Raw genomic sequence first — 22,641 nt, 5'->3', positions numbered from 1 at the left:
TGGCTACGTCGATTGACGACAACGCAGCAGATGAAAAATCAGACAAGTCAATATGGCGGTTACTTAATATTCACTGTGCTAGATAGTCCGACAGGATATGGTACAGCGCCGTCCCGATCAGAACCACTCCCACCAATCCCAGCAGGAACTCAGGAAGGTGACTGTTTTTCTTTTTCATCGTATGGTATTCTCCAGTTTGTTTTTTCTAACTTCTCTCTGAGGTATACCATAGAGGGGAGTTTACTGTCAATATTTTTTGTCTTTTCTTAGATTATGCGGCGCAAAAATCTGATTGGTTTTACTTTTCTATTGTTGCTTTTTATATTGCATATATCAAGTTTTACTATTATAATAAAAATATAATATGCTTACCCAGGGAGCTGGGGGACGTGCTCTCACCCGATCCGAGACCTTACGGAAGAGGTGATTTTATGAGTACATATGAGGAATTTATGGTCATTATAGCGATTGCAAGCTTAATTGTATCGATTCTGAATTTGACGCATAAAAAATAGCCGTCCCGCTCTCGACAAAGTTTGGACGGCTACTTTTTGTAGGAAGTTTTAATTTTCGCCGGGTCGGGTGATCTGCACTCACCTTCCGGCTCCCTTGTTAAACATATTATAAATCCATTTCGTTTATTTGTCAAATCTTTATTTCATTATTGCAAAGGAAATGACTGCTATAACAAATTTATTTAACCTATAGGCTGCACCATAAAATAAATTATATTTTTTCTCTTACAAAGTTGTGATACATTTAAAAACCGGATAAAAAACGGCCTGCACCTTTGCGGTGAGGCCATTGGTATTTCCAAATCGAATGAGTATTTACTGGAAAGGGCTTAGCCAATGAGTATTTTGGATTTCATTGCAGTCGTGAGCTTTGGACTCACCTGCTTCTGTGCCGGATACACATTCGGCAGAGATAATAACAAGATACAAAAATAACCGCCCCAGCCTGCAAAACTGAACGGTTACTTTTGTAAGTAACAAATATGCGGACTAACCGTCTATCGGTAGTGCCCTTTTCAATAATCACATTAGCACGCATTTATAGAAATGTCAAGTTCTTTTGAATTTATGCAAAGTTTTTCTTGTGAATACTAGACTTAAACCTATCTTCCGCAAAAAATCTAATATGCTTACCCAGGGAGCTGGGGGACGTGCTCTCACCCGATCCGAGACCTTACGGAAGAGGTGATTTTATGAGTACATATGAGGAATTTATGGTCATTATAGCAATTGCAAGCTTAATTGTATCGATTCTGAATTTGACGCATAAAAAATAGCCGTCCTGACTTTGGCGAGCTGGCGACTATTTTTTAAACTATTAATTTTTCGCCGGGTCGGGTGATCTGCACTCACCTTCCGGCTCCCTTGTTAAGCATATTATAAATCCATTTCATTTGTTTGTCAAATCTTTATTGCATAATTGCAAAGGAAATGACTGCTATGGCAGATTTATTTAATCCATAGGCGGCATCATAAAATCATCTTTAATGGTCTGTATTATTTGCCCGGATAATTGTTACAATTCCAAGCACCAATGCTACTCCTCCAATAATCCCAATCACAATCACTGCCGGAGGAAAATTTCCGATCCGTCCAGCTACAAAGACTGCCGTCGGTCCGTCGCTTCCCGGCAGCATGAAAGTCCATGTGCGCGTTATAAAAAGCTTCAGTGCGTACAGCAGCATGAACATACCCGCAATGCACAACACTCCGCCGCCGGCAATCCTTTTAACCATTCTTTTCCTCTGACTCCTCGCAATCTCAAGACTCGCTATGATTTCTTCATCCCGTGCACAGTTCATCAGCTCCGTCAGTGTGATCCCAAGCGCGTCCACCAGCGGTTCTAACGTATTGATATCCGGATATCCAATCCCCGTTTCCACCGGCTCACCGCCTTGTCTGTCACATGCAGCCGCTCTGCGAGCTCTGCTTGCGTCATCTGTTTTTCCTTCCGCAGATCTGCGATCACATAGGGATGAAAGAAATCTCTGACGTGCAACTTCTTTTTTGTCTGAAAAACAAAAAAACGGAAAACCTTGATTTCCAAGATTTCCCGGCTTCAGTAACAGGGGATGAGAGAATCGAACTCCCACTAAGAGTTTTGGAGACTCCTGTCATGCCATTTGACCAATCCCCTATGGATTTGCGTTACTCATATTTTATAACACATTTTTTCAGGGATGTCAACGATATTTTTGAAATAATTTGAAAAAATTAACGCAATTTCTACATTTTCCACACAGTCCTGCTTTTTCAGCCACTCTGCTGCTGCCAGGGCATTGCTCTGATGGCGCTCCATCCGAAGTGCCAGAGTTTTCAGGCCTCTCAGACAAAGCCAGCTCTCAAAGGGGGCCAGCGTGCCGCCGGTCGTTTTGGATATCAGACGGAAATGCTGAGCCAGTTTTTGATCCTTGCTGCAGAGGAAGCCGCAGATCGTATCGTTATGGCCGCTTAAATATTTTGTGCCTGAATGAATGACTACATCTGCTCCGAGGCTTAACGGATTCTGGAAGTACGGCGTCATAAAGGTATTATCCACGATCAGAAGAGCGCCTGCTTCTTTTGCAATCTCAGCCGCTGCCCGGATATCCGTCACATGCATCATGGGATTGGTGGGCGTCTCAAAATAGATGGCCTTCGTATTTTCTCTGACTGCCGCCTTCAGAGCCTGAAGATCACTGGTATCCACATATTCGACCTCAATGTTATTTTTCGCGCTGATCACAGCCGCCAGCCGCACCACGCCTCCATAGAGGTCTTCGCCGCAGATCACATGGTCTCTCGGCTTGAAATATTCAAACACCGCCGCAACGGCAGCCATTCCGGAAGCAAAAGCGACAGTATCACAGGCTCCCTCCAGCGCGGAAACAGTCTCCTCCAGAAGACCTCTCGTTGGGTTGGACTCTCTGGTATAACCAAAACCATTTGGATTATGGCCCGGCGTCAGATGACTGAATGAGGCGGTCTGATAAATCGGATAGCTGATGGCATAATTCTGGTCCTTCACTGCATGTTCTTTGCCATGCACACAGATGGTATCCATTGATTTTGACATAACGTAAAACCTCCTTTTTCTGCCGTTATTATACGCAGGGAGGTTTTGAAGCGTCAATCACAAATAACCTATAGCTCATCATAGGAAATTTATATAGGCAACGCCCTACAAAGGATGCCTACGAATTGCTTCGCTGCTCTGCAGTTCACGCAATTCTACATCTTACAGACTCCGCAGCACATCCTTCAGCGTGCGGACGCCGATAATCTCGATGCCGTCTATTTTTCCCATGCCGCGGATGCTGACCGCTGGCATGATAACTGTGTGGAAGCCCAGTTTTTTGGCTTCCTGGACGCGCTGGGCGGCCTGGCTCACGGCACGAACCTCGCCGCTTAAGCCCACCTCACCGAAGACAATCGTTTTCTCGTCGATAGGCTTATCCCGGTAGCTGGAAAGAATCGCCATAACGATGCCAAGGTCCATGGCCGGCTCGTTCATCCGGATGCCGCCAGCGATGTTCACATAGGCATCGCAGACGCCAAGGCGGAGACCGAGACGTTTTTCCAGAACCGCCATCAGAAGGTTGACACGGTTATAATCGGCTCCGTTGGCCGTACGGCGGGGCATCGGAAGGTTACTCTGGCAGACCAGGGCCTGGATTTCCACCAGAATTGGCCGGGTTCCCTCCATCGAGCAGGCCACCACGGAACCGGAAGCGTTCTCCGGCCGTCCGCTCAGCATGTATTCCGAGGGGTTTGGCACCTCTACCAGACCTTTTTCCTGCATCTCAAAGACGCCGATCTCATTGGTGGAGCCGAAACGGTTCTTCACTCCCCGGAGCACCCGGTAGGAAGCGTGGCGGTCTCCCTCAAAATAAAGGACTGTATCCACCATATGCTCAAGGACTCTGGGGCCAGCCACAACGCCCTCTTTCGTCACATGGCCCACGATAAAAATCGTGATGCCTAAGACCTTCGCCAGCTGCATGAGGATTCCCGTGGCCTCGCGGACCTGGGAAACGCTGCCCGGAGCGGAATTGACGGACTCGCTGTACATAGTCTGGATGGAGTCGATGACCACGATCTCCGGTTTGCTCCGTTCCAGAATCTCCCGGATGTCACCGAGATTGGTCTCACAGAGAATCAGAAGATCGTCACCGGCCTCGCCCACCCGGTCGGCCCGGATCTTGATCTGCTGGGCGGATTCCTCTCCGGAGATGTAGAGCACTTTTTTTCCCCTGTTTGCGAGGGTCTTACACACCTGCAAAAGCAGGGTGGATTTTCCGATACCCGGATCGCCGCCCACCAGCACCAGCGAACCGGTGACGATGCCTCCGCCCAGGACCCGGTCCAGCTCTTCCATTCCGGTGGAAATCCGGAGATTTTCCTGGGGCTTGATACTTACGAGGCGCGAGGGCTCCTGAAGCTGCATCCGTCTCGTGCTTCCGGCAGCTGCGGAGGTCTTTGTGCCGGTCGTTTTTACCACGGGTTCCTCCACGAAGGTGTTCCATTCCCTGCAGGCCGGGCACTGGCCCATCCATTTGGCGGACTCGTAGCCGCAGTTCTGGCAGAAAAATGCGGTTGTTTTTCCTTTCGCCATTTGCTCCACTCCTTTTCTTTCATGGAAAAAGGCTGGCGGGAGTTGCTGTCCGCCAGCCTTTCTTAAATTATTCAGAGCCATCTCGATTCCGCTTCGCTTCATCTCGATGTGGCTGCTCGCCACATAGCTTGCTGGTCAAAAGTGCTCATTCATGCAAGCATGAGTCACACTTTCGTCCAACAAGCTGCATGGCTCTGAAGAATTACATTTTTTCGATTTTAATAGAAGCTTTTCTGGAGGGATCCAGCTCTACACTCAGAGCCAGCTTGCCACCCAGGTTTGTCTTCATCTCGCCGATCTCTTTCTCGTCAACGAATACCTGATAGGAAGTATCCTCCTCAAGCTCTACGGTGATCTGTGCATCTACAGCTCCCTCTACCTGGAAGGTCATGCCATTCTCAGTTACCTGCAGATGATCCACGGTGGTTCCCGGAACGGACTCATAAACGAACATGCCGTTGCGCTCCAGTTTGGTGATCTCCTTGAAGGTTTTTACTTTATATAAATCTCCCTGATGCTCGAAATCCTGTTTTTTGGATTTGCTTTCCAGTTCGTAGTTTCCAAAGCTTAATGTACCATCTGCTTCTGAGCGGATGAGTTCGCTGATTACTGACATCTCTTATGTCCTCCTGATCGTCTTTCTGTTCTTCCATTATGCAAGAAACGCATGTTATCTCTCAACGGCCGCCCGAAAGACAGCCGCTGAAATTTGAATCTCATTTAAAATTTTATCATAAATCGTCGTTTTTTTCCAGTTCTTTATGGTTCTTTACCACGAATTTCACTTCTTTTTTAGAAACGCCCACGGCAACAGTATCTCCGGCTTTCACTCTGCCCTCCAGAATCTCCTGGGCCAGAGCGTCCTCCACCTTGGTCTGGATGGCCCGTTTTAAGGGGCGGGCTCCGTATTTCTCATCAAAACCGGCCTCTGAAATCAGCTCTTTCGCGGAGGGCCGCACCTCCAGCGTGATATTCAGCTGCTCCTTGCACCGTCTGGAAAATTCATTCAGAAGGATACCGGCGATCTTTTTCACATGGTCCTTATTCAGTGAATGGAAAACGATGATCTCGTCGATTCGGTTCAGAAACTCCGGCTTGAAGATCCGGCGCACCTCTTCCATGACATTGTCCTTCATCACCTGATAATTCCGCTTCTCATCGTCCACGGCGGCAAACCCAAGCTTCTTCGGCGACATGATGGAGGACGCGCCTGCGTTGGAGGTCATAATGAGGATCGTGTTCTTGAAGTCCACCTTTCTTCCTCTGGAATCGGTGATGTGGCCGTCATCCAGCACCTGAAGCAGGATGTTGAACACATCCGGATGGGCTTTCTCGATCTCATCAAAAAGAATCACGGAATAAGGATTTCGGCGGACCTTCTCGCTGAGCTGGCCGCCCTCCTCATAGCCCACATAGCCTGGTGGGGAACCTACCAGCTTGGAGACGCTGTGCTTTTCCATATATTCGGACATATCGACGCGGATCATGGCCTGCTCGCTGCCAAATACTACCTCCGCCAGTGTCTTGGAAAGCTCTGTTTTTCCGACGCCGGTGGGGCCCAAAAACAAGAAGGAACCGATGGGTCTCTTCGGGTCCTTAAGGCCCACTCTGCCACGGCGGATGGCTTTCGCCACGGCCTGAACTGCCTCATCCTGGCCCACCACCCGCTGATGAAGGGTGTGCTCCAGCTTCAGGAGACGGTGGGATTCCTTCTCTGCCAGACGCTGCACCGGAATCCGGGTCCAGAGAGCCACCACCTCGGCGATATCCTCCTCCCGGACTTTCGTGGCGTTCTCACCGGCTTTTTTCTGCAGGCGTTTGCGCTGCTGCTCGAATTTCTGCCGGACCTCCACCTGTTCCTTCTTATAATCTGCAGCCTTGCCGAAATCATTTTCCACAATCGCAGCTTCTTTTAACTCTTCCAGCTCCTCCGCCCGGTTTTTCAGTTCTTCCAAAGCCTTCGGAATCTTGTAACCCTGGAGCTGCTTTCTGGCGGCTGCCTCATCCAGAAGGTCGATGGCCTTGTCCGGAAGGAAGCGGTCGTTGATATAGCGCTCGGACAGGGTGACTGCCGCCTGGACCGCCTCGTCAGTGATCACAACGCCGTGATGTTTCTCATAAGCCTTGCGAAGGCCTTTGAGGATCTCCACGGTCTCCTCCATCGTGGGCTCCTCCACGGTCACAGGCTGGAAACGCCGCTCCAATGCAGGGTCTTTCTCGATGTATTTCCGATATTCCTCGATCGTGGTAGCGCCGATGAGCTGGATCTCGCCGCGGGCCAAGGAGGGCTTCAGGATGTTGGAGGCATCCATGGCTCCCTCCGCTCCGCCGGCTCCGATGATCGTATGGAGCTCGTCGATGAAGAGAAGAACCTCCTGGCTCTCCTCCGCCTCCTTGATGACACGCTTGATCCGCTCCTCAAACTCTCCCCGGTATTTGCTTCCTGCCACCATACTGGCCATATCGAGAGTCAGAAGTCTCCGGTTCTGTAAGGGAGCCGGAACTGCGCCCATGGCGATCCGCTGGGCCAGACCTTCCACAATGGCAGTCTTTCCAACGCCCGGCTCGCCTACCAGACAGGGATTATTCTTGGTCCGGCGGCTCAGGATCTCCATGATCCGCTCAATCTCCTGCTCTCTTCCCACCACAGGATCCAGTTTTCCCTCTTCTGCCAGGGCAGTGAGGTCCCGGCTGTACTGCTCCAGAGTCGGCGTATTTCCACCCTCACTCCGGTTTGCATTTCTGGCTCCCTGGTTCATCTCCCGGTAAACCTCCTCCGGGATGCCCATGCTGTCCAGAATGGCCCGATAAAGCTTCTGGAGATTCACGCCCATCGTGTGAAGAAGCCGCGTAGCCACGCACTCCGGATCCTTGATGATCGTGAGCAGGATGTGCTCGGTTCCCGCCTGCTCCATATGAAAAAGCTCTGCCTCCCGGACACTGTTTTCCAGGATCGCGGAAGCTCTGGGGGTGTAACCCTCCCGGGATGCCAGTCCCACGCCGCCTTCCGGGGCGATGAGCTGGTCGATGAGGCTTTTAAGCTTCTCCTCCTCCACCCCGGCTCCGATCAGAACCTGGGCTGCGGTTCCCTCCCCCTCTTCCAGAAGTCCCAGAAGAAGGTGCTCGGAACCGATATAGCTATGGCCTCTCCGTCTGGCCGCCTTCGCGGCAAGCTTCAGGGCACTGGCTGCTTTCTTTGTAAACTGCTCCATCTATCGTCCTCCTACTTGTCGTCATATCCGTCAAAAATTTCATCCACCATATCGTGGATTTCCTGCCTCGTGATGTTCTTGCATCTGCCTTTTGCCAGCAGTACTCTTAAGTTCTTCTGCATTTCATCCAAAGCCTGCAGCTTATCCACATCCAGACTCACGATGGCTCCCCGACGCCGGTCGATGGTCACAAAGCCTTCCTGCCGCAAAACGGAGTAGGCCTTATTCACCGTATGCATGTTGATGCCGATATCCTCAGCCAGCTGGCGCACGGAGGGCAGCACGTCTCCCTCCCGCAAAGTGGAGGTGGCGATGCCTAAAATAATCTGATTGCGAAGCTGGATATAGAGAGCCTCGTCGCTTTGAAAATCAATCTTTATCACCATATTTTACCGCGGAACTTTTGCCCGCGCTTCACCTCGTTTCTGTTGTTATACACATAATAGCACAGATACCTCCTGATTGCAAGATACAAGTTCGCCCGCCTTTCTATAGTACAGTAAATATTAAGTAACCGCCATATTGACTTGTCTGATTTTTCATCTGCTGCGTTGTCGTCAATCGACGTAGCCACCGCTACGCCTCATTTCTCCGCCTTGCATATGAAGAAATCATCCTGCGTCAATATAGCAGATACTTAATTTTCACTGTACTAGGCACGAAAAAAGGAGCTTTCGCTCCTTTTTCCTCATGATCAAAGCTCGACCATGGTTACATCTACATCTTTTTTCTCGCCGTCAGCTGCTCCCTGGTTCTCCGGCTGTGCTTGGGGAGCAAAGGCTTCCTCCATGCTGGGGACCTGCTGCTGGGGAGCCTGATTTACTGGCTCTGCCTGCTGGTAAGGATTCTGCTGCTGGTAAACCGGCTGCTGTGCCTGCTGGTAAGGGTTCTGCTGGTAGACCGGCTGCTGCTGCCAGGTCTGCGGTCCCTGCTGCCAGGTCTGGGGTGCCGGATCCTGATAATTCATCTGGCGGCCATCCTGCTCCGGCTGATAAGCTCCATTGCCGGAGTTCTGGTAAGCATCTTGCTGCTGCTCGGGCTGGTTGCCTTTTTTCTTATTGCGTTTTTCTTCTTTCGCCCGCTGTTTTTCTTCCTTCTTGACCTGCTTTTTCTCCTTGCGGGTCATGGGTTTCGCGGGTTCTTCATAGTAGTTTCCGTTGTCTCCGTAGGTTTCCTGGCCGTAACCGCCCATGTTTGCTCCCATCTCCTCCATGTCGCGGAGATCATCCTTGAGATCCTTATTTCTCAGAATCTGGTTGATGATGATGAAGAGAAGCAGAACAGAGAAAGCGATCAGTCCGTAAATGATCTTCATAGAGAGATCCAGACGCTCTTTGTAGGAATTTACCTGATTGTTCAGCTTGATATAAGCTTCGTTCTGGGTGATCTCCGTAGCCGGAGTCTCGGTAACGGCCTGGGTAGGCGCCTCGGTCGGTGCTTCCGTCGCGGGCTCGGTCTCACTCTCCGTCTCCGGAGCCAGGCTCTCATCCACAGATACATGAAGTGTGTAGGTAAAAGCGCTGCCATTCTCGGCGGTGACAGTGATCAGTACGGTTCCGGTTCCGTTGTCCAGGGTGGTTCCCTCAATGGAAGTCACGGAAGCGTTGGAATCAGATGTTGTGGGGTTCAGGATCAGTTCTGTGGTTCCCGGTGCTACCTTTACGTCGTACTCCCAGGTGCTGTACACAAAATCCGGAGAAACGGTTCCGTTCTCCACATTCAGTGCGGACAGAGAGTTATCAGAGGACGCCAGCGCCGTGACACTCATCATAAAGAGAAGGATCAGGCCAAGGATCAGCGCGCCCTTCCAGTTTTTCTTTGTTTTGTTCATAAATCTTGTACCTCTCTTACTTTCAAGCCTCGTCGATGGCTTTTCCAATATCATGACGATAATACTTGTTGTCAAAATCAATCCATTTGACAGCTTCGTAAGCATTGGCTCTGGCAGCTTTCAGGTTTTCGCCCTTTGCCGTCACACCCAGCACACGGCCGCCGTTGGTGACAATCGTATCTCCGTCAAATTTTGTTCCTGCGTGGAATACATAGTATCCCTCTTTTCCCTTGAAGTTTTCCAGTCCGCGGATGGGCAAGCCTTTGTCATATTTCACCGGATAACCTTCACTTGCAAGAACCACGCAGACAGCTGCATTGTCCTCAAACTGAAGATCTACCTCATCCAGTTTTCCATCGATGCAGGCCTCGCAGACCTCCACCAGATCATTTTTCATCCTAGGAAGAACCACCTGTGCCTCCGGGTCGCCGAAACGGGCGTTGTACTCCAGCACGCGCGGGCCTTTTTCCGTCAACATCAGACCGAAGAAAATGATTCCCTTGAACTCACGGCCTTCTTTTGCCATGGCATCCACCGTTGCCTGATAGATGTATTTTTTGCAGAAATCATCGACTTCATCCGTATAGAAGGGGCTCGGTGAAAAAGTTCCCATTCCGCCGGTGTTCAGTCCCGTATCGCCGTCTCCTGCCCGCTTGTGGTCCTGAGCGGAGGTCATGGTCTTGATGGTCTTGCCGTCCACGAAGGAAAGGACGGAAACCTCACGGCCGGTCATGAACTCCTCGATGACCAGACGATTTCCGGCAGAGCCGAATTTCTTGTCGGTCATGATCTCCTTGACGCCCTCTTTTGCCTCATCGAGGTTCTGGCAAATCAGAACGCCTTTTCCGAGAGCCAGGCCGTCGGCTTTGAGAACGATGGGGAAATCAGCATTTTCCAGATAAGCGAGCGCCGCCTCCGCGCTGTCGAAGGTCTCATAGGCAGCTGTGGGAATCTGATATTTTTTCATCAGGTCCTTGGAAAATGCTTTGGAGCCTTCCAGGATGGCCGCATTTTTTCTCGGACCGAAAACCCGTAAGCCCTGGGCCTCAAAGGTATCCACGATACCACCCACCAGAGGATCATCCATTCCCACAATCGTAAGATCTACGCTGTTTTCTTTTGCAAATGCAGCCAGCTTGTCAAACTCCATGGCTGTAATAGGAAGACATTCTGCATACTCTGCGATACCGGCATTTCCCGGCGCGCAGTAAATCTTGTCTACTTTGGGGCTCTGAGCCACTTTCCAGGCAATGGCATGCTCTCTGCCGCCGCTGCCAACAATCAATACTTTCATCTTTGTATGCTCCTTTATCATTCGGAGATCACTGTCCGGTGATCCACTACCTTTACTTTTCCGTTTGCAATCAGATCAATGGCCTTCGGCATGATGACCCACTCAGCCTCCTCCATGACACGGCGCTGGAGAACCTCCGGCGTATCGCCGTCCTTGATTTCCACAGCCTTCTGGAGAATGATCGGGCCGGTATCCGTACCGTCGTCCACGAAATGTACCGTGGCTCCCGTTACCTTCACGCCGCGCTCAAGAGCCGCCTCATGAACCTTGAGTCCATAATAGCCGGTTCCGCAGAAGGAAGGGATCAGGGACGGATGAATGTTGATGATCCGGTTTGGATAGGCATCCACCATGATCTTCGGGATGACCACAAGGCAGCCGGCCAGCACCACAAGATCCACCTGATAGGACTGGATTTTCTCAAGGAGAGCCCGGTTGAAGGCCTCCCGGGTCTCATAATCCTTCGGGGACACCACAGCCGCGTCGATACCGTTCTGCTTCGCCCTCTCAAGAGCGTAAGCAGAGCGGTTATTGCTGATTACAACGGCGATCTCAGCGTTGGTCACGGTTCCGTTTCCAATGCTGTCAATGATCGCCTGGAGATTGGTCCCGCCGCCGGAGACCAGGACTGCCATTCTCAGCATACGGTTACTCCTTTTTCTCCTGCCTCGATGTGACCGATGACATAGGGAGTCTCGCCTGCTGCTTTCACAGCCTCCAGAACGGTATCTACATCCTTCGGATCGATGGCAAGCACCAGACCAATACCCATGTTGAAGGTATTGTACATCATATGCTCCTCGATATCTCCCTCTTTCTGGAGCATGCGGAAGATGGCCGGAACTTCATAGCTGCTCTTCTCGATGACAGCGTGAGCGCCCTCCGGAAGCATACGCGGAACGTTCTCGTAGAAACCGCCGCCGGTGATGTGGCTGCAGCCTTTTACGGTAACGCCTGCCTTTTTGATGCTCTTCATGGTCTTTACATAGATTTTGGTCGGAGCCAGAAGGGCCTCGCCAAGGGTTTTTCCAAGCTCTTCATGGTAGGTATCCAGAGTCTCTTTGTCCATCTTGAAGACGCTGCGGACCAGAGAAAAGCCGTTGCTGTGAACGCCGCTGGATGCGATTCCGACAAGGGTATCGCCTGCTTTGATGTTTGCTCCGGTGATGAGATCCTTCTGATCTACCACGCCAACTGCGAAGCCGGCCAGATCATACTCATCTTCCGGATAAAAGCCCGGCATCTCGGCAGTCTCGCCGCCGATCAGAGCTGCGTCGGACTGGATGCAGCCGTCAGCCACACCTTTTACGATGGAAGCGATTTTCTCCGGATAGTTTTTGCCGCAGGCAATGTAGTCCAGGAAAAACAGCGGCTCGCCGCCTGCACAGGCAATGTCGTTCACGCACATAGCCACACAGTCGATACCGACGGTGTCGTGTTTGTCCATGATAAATGCCAGTTTCAGTTTGGTACCCACACCGTCGGTTCCGGATACCAGCGTCGGATGCTCCATGCCTTTGAACTTGTCCATGGAAAATGCACCTGAGAATCCACCGATCCCGCCAAGCACTTCCTCGCGCATGGTTTTCTTTACATGCTCTTTCATAAGCTCTACTGATTTATAGCCAGCCTCGATATCTACGCCTGCCTTCTTGTAATCCATTTGTAAAGTCCTCCTTATTTATCTGATCTCGTGTTTCTCTTAACGCCTTTTCGCATTATTTGTTCATGTATTCCTTATATCCGACCTTGTCAAGCTTCTCGGCTTTGGCCACTACCTGCTCTTTCATCTCCTGGGAGTATGCTTTCAGTCTCTCAAGAAGCGCCTCATCAGAGGTAGCAAGGATCTTGGCTGCCAGGATACCTGCGTTGGCTCCGCCGTTAATGGCTACCGTCGCCACCGGAATGCCTGTGGGCATCTGAACGATGGAGTAAAGGGAGTCTCTTCCTCCCAGAGAGGTGGTGTGCATGGGAATACCGATGACCGGCATCGGGAAAATTGCCGCGCACATTCCCGGCAGATGAGCCGCCATACCGGCTCCCGCGATGATCACCTTGAAGCCTTTGCTCTCAGCGGATTTCGCATACGCAAAAAACTCATCCGGTTCTCTGTGTGCAGAAATAATAGTCATCTCATAATCGATTCCCAGTTTTTCCAGGATATCCGCAGCTTTCGCCATAACCGGCATATCCGAATCACTGCCCATTACAATACCGACTTTTGCCATGATTCATAATCTCCTTTAAGTATGTATATTATTTTTTCAGTTCCTATCCTGTTATTTTACTAACTCTTACTGGCATTGTCAACTGATCTTCCCTAACGCTTTTCATAAAAGTTCAGAGCCACCTCCAAAATGCTACGCATTTCGTCGGTTTGGCGTATCCGCCAAATAGGCTTCAAGACAAAAGTGCTCATTCATGCAAGCATGATTCGCATTTTGCATTGAAACCTGCTTGGCTCTGAACAATAAAAAAATCCCACGAACTTTATGAAAGCATTTTCACAAAATCCGCGGGAAATCTTCCTATATAAATAGTTATCCGGCCAGATGCAGGACACCCACAAGCAGGAGGCCGCAGAGACCATAGTAGGAAATAACTGCCACCAGGTCGTTGATGGTGGTGATCAGGGGACCGGAAGCTACAGCCGGGTCCACATGAATCTTCTTGAAAAACAGAGGGATGCAGGTTCCCACCGCCCCGGAAATGACCATGGCCAGCACCAGGGAAAGGCCGATACAGCCGGACACCGCGTAAGCAAAACCGAAGGTCTTGCCCTTGAAAAGCGCGATGTAAAGACCGATGATCAGGAAGGAAAGGACTCCCAAAATCACACCGTTGGAGAAACCGATCCGCATTTCCTTCCATACCAGCTCCAGCTTCTGTTTGCCGGTGAGGGACTCATCCATCAGGACACGGATGGTAACAGCCAGGGACTGGGTACCCACATTACCTGCCATGTCAAGGATCAGAGACTGGAAGCACATGATGATGGTCAGCTGGCTGACCACCTGCTCAAATACGCCCACGACGGAGGATACCACCATGCCAAGGCCCAGCAGTATCAGAAGCCAGGGGAGACGTTTCTTGATGCTCTCCTTTAAGGGCTCCTTCAAATCCTCCTCTGCGGTCAGACCTGCGAACTTCGCGTAGTCCTCTCCCATCTCGTCATCGACCAGCTCTACAATGCTCTGAGAGGTGATGACACCCAGAAGCTTGTTGTCGTTGTCGAGCACTGGAATGGAGTTCTCGGAATAATCCTTCAGTTTTTCGATACAGTCATCGATCTGCTCCTGGCCGTAAACGTACGGGTAGGAGGTCACGATCTGATCTTCCAGAGGGGATTCCTGCCGGGCGATGATGAGATCCTTCAGATCGATGGCTCCATAGAAAGTACCATCCTCTGTCACCACAAAGATTGTGGAGATGTTGTCATTTTTTGCCGCCTGATCGATGAGGCCGCTCATGGCCTGTTTTACCGTGAGGTTCTCACGGATCACGATGCAGTTGGTTGTCATGCGGCTACCGATCTCCTCGTCATCGAAGGAAGCGATGACTGCCATATCTTTTCTGGCTTCCGCATCCATGAGATCGATGAGAACCGGCCGTTTTTCTTTGGAGGTCATCCGCAGAACGTCCACGACTGCATCTGTCTCCATACCGGAAAGGATAGCTGCCGCTTTCTTGATATCCATCTCATCGAGGTAGGCAGCTGCCTGTTTTTCATCAATGTGTTCAAAAATATCGGAAAGCATCCCAATGTCGAGAATGCGGTACACTTTCCGTCTTTCCGTGATCGTCAGCTCCGGAAACACCTCTGCCAGATCGTTCTCATGATAATCTTCCAGTTTATCACGCATGATCCCCGGTGAGGCGTTGCTTCTGACAATGTCAAGGATTTCTGATTTGTAATCTTCCTGTACGTTGTTTTCCATTTCGCCCTCCTGTTTTGTCTACTTACTTTACATGATGTTGGGGTCAAAAGGTCTTTTGCCCCCAACTGATGCCTACGAATTGCTCCGCTGCAAAGCAGCTCCCGCAATTCTACAAACATTCGAAATTCGCTGATTTACTGCGTAAATCGCTACTTTCTCATGTTTGGCGGGTCTCAAGTTCAAAAGCCTTATCATGCAAGCATGAACGGCTTTTTGACCTTTTGACCCTGGCATCTTTACATTTGCCCACGCAAAAAAGATGCTGCTGTCGAAAAAACACTTTCGACCATGACATCAAAAGAAATGAAGAACGATTCGTCCTTCACAAACAGTTGCAGTTATAGCGATGTTCAGGCTTGGAATTTGAAAACAGAACAGGAAATATCAGAGTGAACAGAACAGACTGCCGCTCATTTCCCGTTCCATATTTCTACTTCGCCCATGACTGTCGCAACCGTCCATTCTGTTCACCTGCCTTTATCTTTGAAATGTTGGAAAAAAGACGAGCCGGGAGTTTCCCGACTCCTTTGCTATTATATTACCTTTCCCCGGAAATTGCAACATATTCCAAATACTGTTCTTGCAATTATCAGCCCCAATCTGTATAATATTGGAGTAACAGAGCAGAGAATCTCCGAATTGAATAGTCAAACTACACAAGCTTGCTCGTGGTAGGCTGATGATTCAATTTGGGATGGGCGGAACGCCCATAAGCCGCAGACAAGAGCTGCAACAGCAACGGATAATGCATGCAACGCATGCATGGGTCTGTGGCTTGCTGATCTCGTACTTGCTGATTTCACACCAGAAGACACCAACTAAAGGAGAATATATATGAGCGTAGCAGTCATGACTGACACAAACAGCGGACTTACCCCGGCGCAGGCGAAGGAACTTGGCGTTTATCTTCTGCCCATGCCCATCCTCATCGACGGAAATGCTTACTATGAGCATCAGTCCATCACCCCGAAGGAATTTTATGAGAAAATGCGGGCCAAGGCAGATATCAGCACCACCCAGCCCTCCCCGGCTGACCTGATGGATCTCTGGGAGGAGATCTTAAAGACCCACGACGAGGTCGTACACATCCCCATGTCCAGCGGTCTTTCCGGAAGCCATGAGACTGCTGCCGGTTTCGCCAGAGAATTTAACGGCCGTGTCCATGTGGTGGACAACCACCGGATCTCCGTTACCATGCGCCAGTCCGTTCTGGAAGCTCTCCAGATGACGAAAGACGGAAAAACAGGAGCTGAGATTAAAGCTTACCTGGAAAAAGACGGCCTGGAATCCAGCATCTACATCGCTGTCAATACCCTGGAATACCTGAAAAAAGGCGGCCGTGTCACCGCTGCCGGCGCTGCCATCGGCACCGTCCTCAACATCAAACCGGTCCTCCAGATCCAGGGTGGAAAGCTGGATGCCTACAAAAAAGTCCGCGGCATGAAAGCCGCCATCAAGGCCATCATCGACGGCCTGAAGGAAGATGAAACCGTCCGCTTCAAAGGCCAGAAGCTTCTGATCCGCGCCGCTTACTCCGGAGACGACTCCGTGGGCGAGATGTGGCAGGCAGAACTCCAGAAAGCCTTCCCGGATTACAAGATTGAGAAAGATCCCCTTCCCTTAAGCATCGCCTGCCACACAGGCGCCGATGCCCTGGGTGTCGGTATCATGAAGGATATCATCCGGTAAATTATTTTTCCGAAAAAACAAACGCCGTGAAAGACAGTTTCGTTTCTGTCTTTCACGGCGTTTCTTCTTATTATAAATATCCCTTTATTCGTCCAGTGGCTCGTTGAGCTCTTCCGTTACCGGCAGGACGAAGCGGCCATTCTCGATAATGGAGATTTCGCTTCCGTCAGCCTTAATGACACGGACAGCTCCCAGTTCCTTATAGGGCACGGTAATGTCGGTGTGACAGCCGAAGTAAGCTTTAGATACATCTTCTTTTCGGAGAATGGAAACCTCGTTGTCCCGGGCGATGATCTCCTTGCCGTCCGGATTGTAAACCGGACAGTCCTCGCCCCAGCTGTAGCAGGTATCGCCCACAGCGAAATGCGGTCCCATCTTTTCCGCAATCAGCACCGGCAGCTGATCGCCGATGCCATACTTCTCAGACACAGCGTAGGCCGTGGTGTTTGTGCCAATCGCAAACTCACCGATGGGAAGGCTCTCGTGGCGGTTCATGATCGTCTCTTTCAGATACTCGAGGTTCTTCTCCTCAGAGTCAAAGTTGGAACAGTGATACTCTGTCACCATACCATCCCGGAATACCACCCGGAGATCCTTATAGTAAAAGCCGGCCAGGAAGGTCTCGGTCACTTCCAGCACACCATTGGTTCCCGCAAGCTTCGGTGAAGTGAAGACCTCTCCCACGGGAATGTTACAATCCGCCACGCAGTTTTCAAAGATCGTCTCCTTTGCAGGATCCTTAAGCTCATGGAGAGCCACGGTGATATCCGTATGGTTCGCTCCTCTTCCCAGCACATGAACCTTCACGCCCTGATCCAGGGTGTCGATAATGGTCTGCTGAATCGTCTGATATTTCTTATAATCCAGCGTGTTGATCCGGATAATCTCGCGGAAGATCTCCGGGAACTTCTCTCCTACCTCCGGTGTCGGAAAGCAGAGCACGGTAAAGCCGGTCTCCTCACCGTTGATGTAGCGGTTCCGAAGCTGGGCCAGATCATTCTGATATTCCAGCGCAAGCTTCTGCTGCCGCTCGGAGAGATGGCAGGCGCTCTCTTTGTCCACCGGAGCAAAAGGCTTACCGCCGAAGACCTCCTGGCAGGCCGGACCTGCAAACACAGCCGCCAGCTCTTTGTTCTTCTCATAGGCCGTCCGCATGACGCCCAGTCTTCTCTCGTTATAATTTCCATCCAGGAAAAGGGCCTCGTCCGCCCGGTGGTCATAGGCAAACTGCTTGTTGGGGATGCCGCCGCAGTAACCGACCGGACGCACGCCCGGGGCTGCCCGGTAGATCACAGGCTCCAGTCCCATGGCCCGGAAATTTTCCACCGCTTTTCGGATCATCCGCTCGAAACCAATGACAAAACGCACATTGACGGTCTTCTTTTTGGAGAGGTCTTTCCGGCTCTGTACAAAATACAGGCGCAGGCCTTCGCTGTATACATCTGCCATGCGCTGAACAGTCTCCTCCGACAGCTGGTTGATGTATTCCGCCATCTTCAGCTCATTATCGGAAATATACTCGCCATATTTATAGAGATAAGAGAGGTCGGAAAGATCTGCTTCCATCAGGATCTTCTTGGCAAAATCGTGATCCGGATTAAGCTGATCCTCCAGCCGCTCCGTCAGGAAAAGCTCACTGTAATCGCTCTTGAACCAATAAAGGATCTGCTGAATCTCCCGGTAGGAGGGAAGCTCTTCGCCCTCAAAGGCATTGTATACTTCAATGAAAAGCTCTGCCAGAACCACGATCTCCTCCAGCCGCTGCTCAAAGGCGCTGACGATCATCGTCCGAAGTTCTGTATACAAAAAACACAGGAGTCTGCTGTGGGTCTCACCCAGCTGCTCCAGGGCGTAATCCGGGTTTGCATAGCTTTTCTCATAATGTTCCGGAAGAATATCCTGATAGAGACTCCAGTTCAGAGTCTGCCACTCTTCCAGTGTATACTTTTCTGTGTGACCGTTTTTTATTTCGCCGTAGAGACCTTCCATAGTCAGGATAAAACCGGCGGTTCTTCTGAAATAAGGCTGATAGGCTTCCGGCACCGTAGCCTCCCCGGCGATCTCACCGATCCGCTCCATGGCCAGAGCGAAACGCTCCCGGAGCACGCCGTTTTCTTCGTTATTTTTCGTTTCCATGTTCTACCTCGTTTTGATATTTCCGTTTTTTACATTTTCATCCAGAATGTTTTTTGTATACTCCCAGAGAACCTCGCTGCCTTCATGTACCCGGGCATCGCGTTTCAAGATCTGATCAATGTATACCGTATGACTCGTCCAGGAAACGCCGCCTGCAGCGTCGTTGAGGATTGCCGGCTGGATCTTGTCCAGTGTGTTGGCAAATTTGGACTCCGGTGTCTCCATGGCCTCGAACTCATCCCAGAGTTCTCTTGCCATTTTGGCCTGATCCGGAGGAAGAAGGTTGTAGATCCGGTCTGCGGCTTTCAGCTCCCGCTCCTCCTTGCTCTTATTCGCCTCCTCGTCGTAAGCATAGGTATCACCCGCATCAATCTCCACCAGATCATGCATGAGTACCATCAGCATCGTGTGAGCCACATCAATTTTCTCATTGGAATACTCTGAGAGAAGGGCACACATCACAGCCAGATGCCAGGCGTGCTCCGCATCCGTCTCCTGACGGCTTGCATCGGTGATCAGTGTCTGACGCTTAATATTTTTCTCTTTGTCAATCTCCAGAATAAAGTCCATCTGTTTTTTCAGTCGTTTCATATCCATTTGATTTTCCTCCAAATCTAACTTCCCGTTTAGATCAAGCCACAGACCCGTGCTTCGCACTCTCGCTGCATTCGCAGCTTCTGCTCTGAACTGCTGTCTAAAAAAACGCCGCAGAGCGACAGTTCCGCCCTGCGGTGAGGTGACTACATTTACGATACGCCCAGCAGGATCACGAAGATCCACAGCACCAGCGCCACACTGCTGACGATGGAACCCGCCTTGGAAAACGTATACAGGATATGTTTTTCACGGAAACTGGTCAGACCGCTGACCAGGCCGCAGAGAGCAAAAACGATTCCCGTAACTCCTAAGGATCCGAGGATCGCTCCCCCTTCACCGTAAGACCACCAGGCAAAGTAAGTCAGCGCGATAAAAATGACCACAGAAATGCTCCCCAGCACCGTGGAGGTGATCCCTTTTCTGGAATGGCGGCGTTCGGAAAATGTATACATTTTTTTCTTAGCCATAAATATGTCTCCTTATCCGGTCGCACAGGGCAAAAAATAAATACCCGAGCACAGCCCCCAGGGTGTTCAGCATCAGATCATCCACATCAAAGGTCCCCACCCGGGTCACAAGCTGGGTACACTCCACCAGAAGGCTGAAGGAAAAGCCCAGAAGCATCACCCGGAAAAAGCCCCGCATCCTTCGGCTGATCACCGGCAGGATCGCCCCGAACGGCACAAAGGCCAGAACATTTCCTGCCAGATTGATGAACACTGCTTTAAGCCCCAGAAATTCCCGGTAGTTCCAGAAACGGCGGATCTCCAGAAACGGAGTCAGATTGTAGCTGAATTCCCGCTCTGCCGTCCTGCCGTATTTTTCCGAAAAGAAGAGAAAATACGTCAGAACTGCCAGATAGAGGAAAAACAGAATCACTCCGATCACCCTGATTCTATTTTTTGTTGATTTTTTCATAATTTAAAATTTCAGAGCAGGATTCCCTTTTTCTTTTTCAGAAGATTTGCTCCGGAAACGATCAGCAGGATTCCGCTGGCGATCCCTGTCACCAGAGTCACGATTCCAACTGCAATATTCAGTGCTCCGGTATTTTTCATGGCCTTATAAATCTTTTCGCTCATGGAAATTCCTCCTTCTTGTCTGCTTATTTTGCTCCGTACTGCTCATAGTATGCGTCGATGGCTGTTTTGATGCCATCATCGATAACAACTTTTCCGCCGCACTCTTTGTTGTAAAGGTGCTCGGTCACTTCTGCCATATTTACGATGGCATTGGCCGGGAAACCGTATTTCTCCTGGATTTCCTCCAGAGCGCTCTTCGTTCCCTGCCCTCTCTCCATGCGGTTCAGAGATACGATCAGCCCTTTGATCTCTACTTTTCCCTGGGCCTGGATGATAGGGAAAGTCTCCTCGATGGATTTTCCGGAAGTGGTCACGTCCTCAATGATCACCACGCGGTCGCCGTCCTTGATGGGGCTTCCCAGCAGGATTCCCTTGTCTCCATGGTCTTTGACCTCCTTACGGTTGGAGCAGTAGCGGACATCTTTTCCGTAAAGCTCGCTGATTGCCATAGCGGTGGCAACGCTTAAAGGAATTCCCTTGTATGCCGGTCCAAAAAGAATATCAAAATCCAGTCCGTAATGATCGTGAATGGCCTTCGCATAATACTCACCCAGCTTGCGAAGCTGTGTTCCTGTGGTGTAGGCACCTGCATTCATAAAAAACGGTGATTTTCTTCCGCTTTTCAGGGTGAACTCACCGAACTTCAGCACGTCACTGGCAACCATAAACTCGATAAACTCCTGCTTGTAGCTTTCCATTTATTGAAACCTCCTGTGTTTTTCCGATTTTCTTTCTTATTTTAACATAAGCTTTGGCAAATAACAATCCTTTCCGAAAAAAGCCCGCATGTCACTTTCTGACACGCGGACTTATTGTTATTTGAGACCTGTATATTGAAAATCCTGAAACAGCACTGCATTTTCTCCCACGGCAAAGATTCCCGGCCGCAGGCTTAAAAAACCATTATAGGCATGCGTATTCTGGCTGGCCGTATTGATCACATAATTCATTTTATGATAGCTCACACCATCTTCACTGTAGTAGAAAGAGACGTACTGCTCTTCGTTTCTCATTTTCAGCCAGTAGGCTTTCTTTCCTGTTTCTTTTGCTGCCAGGCATTGTCCAAGGCGGTAAATTTTTAAACAGCCATTTTTTAAACTGATGGCATTATAAATCTTATCATCATATTGTAAAATGATTCCCGCTTCACAATTCTTTTCCGGTGATACATGTATTGTGATTTCATAACTATGATCGCCTGTAATAATCGTCAGTGGATGTCCCATTCCAATGGTCATATTTACCGCTTTTATAAGCAGTCCTTTTTCAGATTTTTGATACCTTGTCCAGTCCTTTTCTTCCCATGAACGCCAGCCCTTTATCTCATCTCCCTGAAAATCATCAGAAAAGCAACTGTTATCTTCGATTACTTCTCCAACAGGTTTCAACGTAGCTTCATCTGCAGGCTTTGTTACCCGAAACCAACCATCCGCCATAAATTCTACCGGAGACAGCAATAATTTTCTTCCCAACGCATCATAACCTTTTTCATAGGAATGATAGATCACCCACCATTTTCCTTCTATATCTTCCACAAAATGACCATGCCCTTTCGAATGCCATTTTTCTTCTCTGCTCCAGGTATGGACAATGGGATTGTAAGGTGACATTTCCCATGGTCCATACAGATTTTTAGCTCTCGCAGACATAATCATATGTGAAGTAGCCGGCCCCGAGGTTCCGCCATCCGCATAGGTCAGATAGTAATACTCACCCCTTTTAAATACATTGGGGGCCTCCGGAAAGGCACCTTCAATATCCCAGGATTCAGAAATCGGCGGAGCTTTCAGCACCTGCACCATCTCTCCGGCAACCGAAAGGCCATCATCCGAAAGGGGAACCAGATAATTATCCGACAGGAACAAATATCTCTTTCCCTTTTCATCAGCCACATGCCCTGGATCAATATGACCTACATGGAGATCGATCGCTTCACTCCATTTTCCATCGATTTGATCCGACCAGATCACCCAGTTGCTTCCCTCGGCGCAAAAATAGATGTAGTATTTTCCATTCATTTTCAAAATATCCGGTGCCCAGACAGAACCCTCAAATTTTTCCAAGGGATGGCAAAGCAATCTCCAGTTTACAAGATCCTTCGACTCAAAAATTGACAAACCTGGCCGGTATTGGCCGGTAGAAACCGTCAGATAATACGTTTCTCCTTCCCGAAAAACTGCCGGATCTGCATAATCTCCATCCAATATCGGATTCATATAGTAACCATTTCCAAGATCTGCCTTATGTACCAATT

Annotated in this window: 21 protein-coding genes and 1 tRNA gene; 1 reads left to right on the top strand and 21 read right to left on the bottom strand. The window is 50.0% G+C overall.

Annotated elements, in window-relative coordinates:
- Nucleotides 1–1,498: 1,498 nt before the first annotated feature.
- The 14 genes from LKD71_RS13400 to mgtE all read right to left on the bottom strand — a co-directional run bounded on the left by LKD71_RS13400 (nt 1,499) and on the right by mgtE (nt 14,883).
- Nucleotides 1,499–1,897, bottom strand: a complete 399-nt coding sequence (locus LKD71_RS13400; protein WP_227615848.1) for a hypothetical protein — start codon at nt 1,895–1,897, stop codon at nt 1,499–1,501.
- The gene (locus LKD71_RS18580; RefSeq protein WP_255633052.1) at nt 1,858–1,953 is read right to left on the bottom strand and encodes a helix-turn-helix domain-containing protein; all 96 of its coding nucleotides are present in this window, start codon (nt 1,951–1,953) and stop codon (nt 1,858–1,860) included. Before LKD71_RS18580 ends, LKD71_RS13400 begins: the two co-directional genes overlap by 40 nt.
- Nucleotides 1,954–2,080: 127 nt before the next feature.
- Nucleotides 2,081–2,151 (bottom strand) — tRNA-Trp (locus LKD71_RS13390).
- Between the two features lie 15 nt (nt 2,152–2,166).
- Nucleotides 2,167–3,069 carry a trans-sulfuration enzyme family protein gene (locus tag LKD71_RS13385; protein WP_227615847.1) on the bottom strand — a complete coding sequence of 301 codons (903 nt, stop codon included), beginning with the start codon at nt 3,067–3,069 and terminating at the stop codon, nt 2,167–2,169.
- A gap of 162 nt (nt 3,070–3,231) precedes the next feature.
- Nucleotides 3,232–4,608, bottom strand: coding sequence for a DNA repair protein RadA (gene radA, locus LKD71_RS13380; RefSeq protein WP_227615846.1), 1,377 nt, complete (start codon nt 4,606–4,608; stop codon nt 3,232–3,234).
- Between the two features lie 202 nt (nt 4,609–4,810).
- Entirely contained in the window at nt 4,811–5,224 is a 414-nt protein-coding gene (locus LKD71_RS13375; protein WP_178047289.1) for an endosialidase, read from the bottom strand.
- A gap of 115 nt (nt 5,225–5,339) precedes the next feature.
- Nucleotides 5,340–7,820: an ATP-dependent Clp protease ATP-binding subunit gene (locus tag LKD71_RS13370; RefSeq protein WP_227615845.1), complete on the bottom strand. Its 2,481-nt coding sequence runs from the start codon at nt 7,818–7,820 to the stop codon at nt 5,340–5,342.
- Between the two features lie 11 nt (nt 7,821–7,831).
- Entirely contained in the window at nt 7,832–8,206 is a 375-nt protein-coding gene (locus LKD71_RS13365; RefSeq protein ID WP_178047287.1) for a GntR family transcriptional regulator, read from the bottom strand.
- 308 nt (nt 8,207–8,514) lie between these two features.
- Nucleotides 8,515–9,651, bottom strand: a complete 1,137-nt coding sequence (locus LKD71_RS13360; RefSeq protein ID WP_227615844.1) for a cadherin-like beta sandwich domain-containing protein — start codon at nt 9,649–9,651, stop codon at nt 8,515–8,517.
- Between the two features lie 22 nt (nt 9,652–9,673).
- Nucleotides 9,674–10,945 carry a phosphoribosylamine--glycine ligase gene (purD, locus tag LKD71_RS13355; RefSeq protein ID WP_227615843.1) on the bottom strand — a complete coding sequence of 424 codons (1,272 nt, stop codon included), beginning with the start codon at nt 10,943–10,945 and terminating at the stop codon, nt 9,674–9,676.
- A gap of 17 nt (nt 10,946–10,962) precedes the next feature.
- On the bottom strand, nt 10,963–11,589 hold the full coding sequence (gene purN, locus LKD71_RS13350) for a phosphoribosylglycinamide formyltransferase (RefSeq protein WP_227615842.1): 627 nt from the start codon (nt 11,587–11,589) through the stop codon (nt 10,963–10,965).
- The gene (gene purM / locus LKD71_RS13345) at nt 11,583–12,608 is read right to left on the bottom strand and encodes a phosphoribosylformylglycinamidine cyclo-ligase (RefSeq protein ID WP_178047283.1); all 1,026 of its coding nucleotides are present in this window, start codon (nt 12,606–12,608) and stop codon (nt 11,583–11,585) included. Before purM ends, purN begins: the two co-directional genes overlap by 7 nt.
- A gap of 55 nt (nt 12,609–12,663) precedes the next feature.
- Nucleotides 12,664–13,173, bottom strand: coding sequence for a 5-(carboxyamino)imidazole ribonucleotide mutase (gene purE, locus LKD71_RS13340; protein ID WP_178047282.1), 510 nt, complete (start codon nt 13,171–13,173; stop codon nt 12,664–12,666).
- 312 nt (nt 13,174–13,485) lie between these two features.
- Nucleotides 13,486–14,883: a magnesium transporter gene (gene mgtE, locus LKD71_RS13335; RefSeq protein ID WP_178047281.1), complete on the bottom strand. Its 1,398-nt coding sequence runs from the start codon at nt 14,881–14,883 to the stop codon at nt 13,486–13,488.
- A gap of 834 nt (nt 14,884–15,717) precedes the next feature.
- On the opposite strand from mgtE, the gene LKD71_RS13330 reads away from it, so the two are divergent.
- Nucleotides 15,718–16,572 (top strand): DegV family protein, encoded by an 855-nt coding sequence (locus tag LKD71_RS13330; protein WP_227615841.1) that lies wholly within the window; start codon nt 15,718–15,720, stop codon nt 16,570–16,572.
- A gap of 84 nt (nt 16,573–16,656) precedes the next feature.
- Here LKD71_RS13330 and LKD71_RS13325 read toward each other — a convergent pair whose 3' ends face one another.
- From LKD71_RS13325 to LKD71_RS13295, 7 genes are all read right to left on the bottom strand, one after another.
- Nucleotides 16,657–18,708: an aminopeptidase gene (locus LKD71_RS13325; RefSeq protein ID WP_227615840.1), complete on the bottom strand. Its 2,052-nt coding sequence runs from the start codon at nt 18,706–18,708 to the stop codon at nt 16,657–16,659.
- A gap of 3 nt (nt 18,709–18,711) precedes the next feature.
- Nucleotides 18,712–19,299 carry an HD domain-containing protein gene (locus tag LKD71_RS13320; protein WP_178047321.1) on the bottom strand — a complete coding sequence of 196 codons (588 nt, stop codon included), beginning with the start codon at nt 19,297–19,299 and terminating at the stop codon, nt 18,712–18,714.
- A gap of 155 nt (nt 19,300–19,454) precedes the next feature.
- Nucleotides 19,455–19,772, bottom strand: a complete 318-nt coding sequence (locus tag LKD71_RS13315; protein ID WP_178047279.1) for a DUF6142 family protein — start codon at nt 19,770–19,772, stop codon at nt 19,455–19,457.
- Entirely contained in the window at nt 19,765–20,223 is a 459-nt protein-coding gene (locus LKD71_RS13310; RefSeq protein ID WP_178047278.1) for a VanZ family protein, read from the bottom strand. Before LKD71_RS13310 ends, LKD71_RS13315 begins: the two co-directional genes overlap by 8 nt.
- An 11-nt stretch (nt 20,224–20,234) precedes the next feature.
- The gene (locus LKD71_RS13305; protein ID WP_178047277.1) at nt 20,235–20,387 is read right to left on the bottom strand and encodes a hypothetical protein; all 153 of its coding nucleotides are present in this window, start codon (nt 20,385–20,387) and stop codon (nt 20,235–20,237) included.
- 23 nt (nt 20,388–20,410) lie between these two features.
- The gene (gene pyrE, locus LKD71_RS13300) at nt 20,411–21,085 is read right to left on the bottom strand and encodes an orotate phosphoribosyltransferase (protein ID WP_227615839.1); all 675 of its coding nucleotides are present in this window, start codon (nt 21,083–21,085) and stop codon (nt 20,411–20,413) included.
- A gap of 117 nt (nt 21,086–21,202) precedes the next feature.
- Entirely contained in the window at nt 21,203–22,603 is a 1,401-nt protein-coding gene (locus tag LKD71_RS13295) for a family 43 glycosylhydrolase (RefSeq protein ID WP_227615851.1), read from the bottom strand.
- Nucleotides 22,604–22,641 lie beyond the last annotated feature (38 nt).

The sequence above is a fragment of the Fusicatenibacter faecihominis genome (assembly GCF_020686945.1).
Taxonomy (GTDB): domain Bacteria; phylum Bacillota; class Clostridia; order Lachnospirales; family Lachnospiraceae; genus Limivivens; species Limivivens faecihominis.
The sequence above is the reverse complement of the archived record's forward strand: the minus strand, read 5'-3'. Positions and strand labels throughout refer to the sequence as shown.

What these genes read in the sequence shown, in the direction of transcription:
- LKD71_RS18580 (WP_255633052.1), bottom strand. Translation starts at nt 1,953, where the DNA reads ATGACGCAAGCAGAGCTCGCAGAGCGGCTGCATGTGACAGACAAGGCG.
- LKD71_RS13385 (WP_227615847.1), bottom strand. Translation starts at nt 3,069, where the DNA reads ATGTCAAAATCAATGGATACCATCTGTGTGCATGGCAAAGAACATGCA.
- radA (WP_227615846.1), bottom strand. Translation starts at nt 4,608, where the DNA reads ATGGCGAAAGGAAAAACAACCGCATTTTTCTGCCAGAACTGCGGCTAC.
- LKD71_RS13375 (WP_178047289.1), bottom strand. Translation starts at nt 5,224, where the DNA reads ATGTCAGTAATCAGCGAACTCATCCGCTCAGAAGCAGATGGTACATTA.
- LKD71_RS13370 (WP_227615845.1), bottom strand. Translation starts at nt 7,820, where the DNA reads ATGGAGCAGTTTACAAAGAAAGCAGCCAGTGCCCTGAAGCTTGCCGCG.
- LKD71_RS13365 (WP_178047287.1), bottom strand. Translation starts at nt 8,206, where the DNA reads ATGGTGATAAAGATTGATTTTCAAAGCGACGAGGCTCTCTATATCCAG.
- LKD71_RS13360 (WP_227615844.1), bottom strand. Translation starts at nt 9,651, where the DNA reads ATGAACAAAACAAAGAAAAACTGGAAGGGCGCGCTGATCCTTGGCCTG.
- purD (WP_227615843.1), bottom strand. Translation starts at nt 10,945, where the DNA reads ATGAAAGTATTGATTGTTGGCAGCGGCGGCAGAGAGCATGCCATTGCC.
- purN (WP_227615842.1), bottom strand. Translation starts at nt 11,589, where the DNA reads ATGCTGAGAATGGCAGTCCTGGTCTCCGGCGGCGGGACCAATCTCCAG.
- purM (WP_178047283.1), bottom strand. Translation starts at nt 12,608, where the DNA reads ATGGATTACAAGAAGGCAGGCGTAGATATCGAGGCTGGCTATAAATCA.
- purE (WP_178047282.1), bottom strand. Translation starts at nt 13,173, where the DNA reads ATGGCAAAAGTCGGTATTGTAATGGGCAGTGATTCGGATATGCCGGTT.
- mgtE (WP_178047281.1), bottom strand. Translation starts at nt 14,883, where the DNA reads ATGGAAAACAACGTACAGGAAGATTACAAATCAGAAATCCTTGACATT.
- LKD71_RS13330 (WP_227615841.1), top strand. Translation starts at nt 15,718, where the DNA reads ATGAGCGTAGCAGTCATGACTGACACAAACAGCGGACTTACCCCGGCG.
- LKD71_RS13325 (WP_227615840.1), bottom strand. Translation starts at nt 18,708, where the DNA reads ATGGAAACGAAAAATAACGAAGAAAACGGCGTGCTCCGGGAGCGTTTC.
- LKD71_RS13320 (WP_178047321.1), bottom strand. Translation starts at nt 19,299, where the DNA reads ATGAAACGACTGAAAAAACAGATGGACTTTATTCTGGAGATTGACAAA.
- LKD71_RS13315 (WP_178047279.1), bottom strand. Translation starts at nt 19,772, where the DNA reads ATGGCTAAGAAAAAAATGTATACATTTTCCGAACGCCGCCATTCCAGA.
- LKD71_RS13310 (WP_178047278.1), bottom strand. Translation starts at nt 20,223, where the DNA reads ATGAAAAAATCAACAAAAAATAGAATCAGGGTGATCGGAGTGATTCTG.
- LKD71_RS13305 (WP_178047277.1), bottom strand. Translation starts at nt 20,387, where the DNA reads ATGAGCGAAAAGATTTATAAGGCCATGAAAAATACCGGAGCACTGAAT.
- pyrE (WP_227615839.1), bottom strand. Translation starts at nt 21,085, where the DNA reads ATGGAAAGCTACAAGCAGGAGTTTATCGAGTTTATGGTTGCCAGTGAC.
- LKD71_RS13295 (WP_227615851.1), bottom strand. Translation starts at nt 22,603, where the DNA reads ATGAATCCGATATTGGATGGAGATTATGCAGATCCGGCAGTTTTTCGG.